Genomic DNA, 2308 nt, shown 5'->3' with positions numbered 1-2308 from the left:
GCGCAGGAGTGTGTGCAAAAAGATAGACTAAGGTTACGAACGTGTTAACGCTTTGTCTCTAAAGCGAAGATAAAAAGAATATTGGTCATATTGATGCATTTTGTTCATTTTGTTCACGGCGGGTTGTTCGACCATGTTCAGATTCCTGCCGGATATTTCTCAACTGGTTGACTAAGAGTTGATGGTAGCGGCTTGGGAGAAGAGGGGGATCTGGTTTCCATCCCTCAGCCGCCGCTTGATAAATCGTGCGGCCGCGGAAGGGATGCTGATGCATCAAGGTGGCAAAGGTCAATGCGAGTGCGACCCAGTCACTTGTCGGTGTCAGTGGCATGCCTCTGAGTTGCTCGGCGCTGGCATAAAGCGGCGTCAGTTCGCGCACAGAATTCATGGATATTGGGTGAGATACCTCAATGACACAACCGAAATCGATGAGGCTGGCACGCCGGGTATGAGGATCGAAGAGAAGGTTAGCGGGTTTGATGTCGGCATGGATAAATCCAGACAGATGCAGTTGATGCAAGATGGATTCGAAAGCCCCGAGCATACTCAGCCAGTCGTCAGAACGGTTGGGTTGATACCGGTTGAGCGTCATACCGGGCAAACGTTTACACAAAAGGTAGTCCATTTCTCGAAAACGAGCGTAATCGAGATACTCTGGCCAGTGGTTTGCGGCGTGATTTTTTAGAAACCTTGCCTCATTCATCAGCGCCTGACGTTGATGCGTAAAGCGGGCCGTTTTGAGTATCGCGTCGCCCCCGCTACTCCTGCGGACATGGGCGACGTGTGGGTTAATTGGTTTAATCAGAGTACAGCCGAGGTGGTGCAACAGAGGCCGAATCCCTTCATTTGTTATCCACGCAGCAGCGCAGGGTTTCGCTGTCGTCATAAACTACCGGGCAACGAAAATGCGGAGAAAAAGCCGGGGACAAACGGGTTGTTTTGACCTTGCGTTTTGATGGCCAGTTTTACGCTGCTGTCGCCGTAATCGAACTCAATTTGTGTGTTTTGTGCGCTGGTGTTGGTGACTCTGGGCTCAATCAGCCGGAACCAGTTCCAGTTGCCAGCGTAATTCGCTTTCGCTACGTACGCACTCTGAGCTTTGAGTGCGACGTCCAGTTTATCTTCTGTCTGGGCATCGCCCAGCCAATTGTACTGAGTCCACAACGCCGGGCCATGACGGTAGGTGAACAGCGGTTTTTCTGAGGAAATAGAGAACTCGGTTAAATCGGATGACATGGCGACCGCTTTCACTTGGAATTGCACAGAAACCTTGGTGGGGTCATTGATGAACAGCGCCTGGCGAATGTCCTTAGCTTTGCTCAGCATTTGCCATACCTGAGGGTCGAGTGCCAGTCCGCTGTCGGGCAGTAAACCCGGTAAGTATGGGCTGCTATCGGGAGTCGAAGCAGTGAAGGTTTTGAGCATAGCGTTGTGATAAGTGTCCAGGGTGCCGTTGGTCATAAAAAAGGCTTTAACGTCAGCGATACTGGCATCGCTGTCGGATTGCGTATCAAAGGGATAAAATGCGGCCAGTGTCTGTTGATAAGGCTGAAACACTTGTTCGCGCCACGTCGTATTGAGGTAGTCATGGGCCAATGACATCACCATGTCATTGCTCTGTTTCGTTATCCGGCTCAACAGGCTTTGCAACAGAGTGTCTGAGCTTGGTGACGCAGAGGCTAATATCGTGATTGGATTGTCGGCTTTCAGTGAGGCTGCAAGTGTTTGGAACGCCAGCTTTTGTGGCTCTTTACTCTGATAAAACTGTTTCAACCAGGTTTGGGCTGAGGCTAAATCGGCCATCACCATGTCGAGTGGTTTCTGGTTTTGTTCGTTGGTGGTCAGCAAATCATGGTAAGCCTGAAAACTCAACGTGATCTGGCGAGCTGACTCTTTTTTATCCGCATCAATATTCAGCTCTGGTTGCACGTTGTCTTTGCCGTCTTTGGGGGCCGGAACACTCAGCTCGACGGAGGTGTATTTGTTGATCAGTGTGTACAGGTTGCTGAGTGGGTTGTCTGACGCATCGGACAGTAAAGTCAGTGTGCGATTGAGCTCTTCAGCGTTGGTGATCGGCACCAGCTCTATCTGACGGGTAAAGTTGCGCCAGTAATTGATGTAATCGTTTTGATACTTGAGCTTGAGATCCCGACTGATGCGATAAAGTTCGGCGGCACTGGGCGTATTGCCTGCAACTCCTTCGTACGCCTGCAACGCATCTTTGATGATTGGTGATGTTACCGACAAGTCCAATTCATTAAATCCAGCAGGCGTATACAGGTAGGGCACCATGTAGCCTACATAGTCC

Annotated in this window: 2 protein-coding genes; both read right to left on the bottom strand. The window is 50.4% G+C overall.

What is annotated here, in order from left to right; genetic code table 11:
- Positions 1-85: 85 nt before the first annotated feature.
- The gene (locus CAG65_RS19190; protein ID WP_161454659.1) at positions 86-886 is read right to left on the bottom strand and encodes a protein kinase domain-containing protein; all 801 of its coding nucleotides are present in this window, start codon (positions 884-886) and stop codon (positions 86-88) included.
- On the bottom strand, positions 883-2308 hold a 1426-nt coding region (locus CAG65_RS19185), incomplete at its 5' end, for an ImcF-related family protein (protein WP_272926127.1). The genes CAG65_RS19185 and CAG65_RS19190, both read right to left, overlap by 4 nt.

Source organism: Vibrio sp. V39_P1S14PM300 (genome assembly GCF_009904765.1).
GTDB lineage: Bacteria > Pseudomonadota > Gammaproteobacteria > Enterobacterales > Vibrionaceae > Vibrio > Vibrio proteolyticus.
The sequence above is the reverse complement of the archived record's forward strand: the minus strand, read 5'-3'. Positions and strand labels throughout refer to the sequence as shown.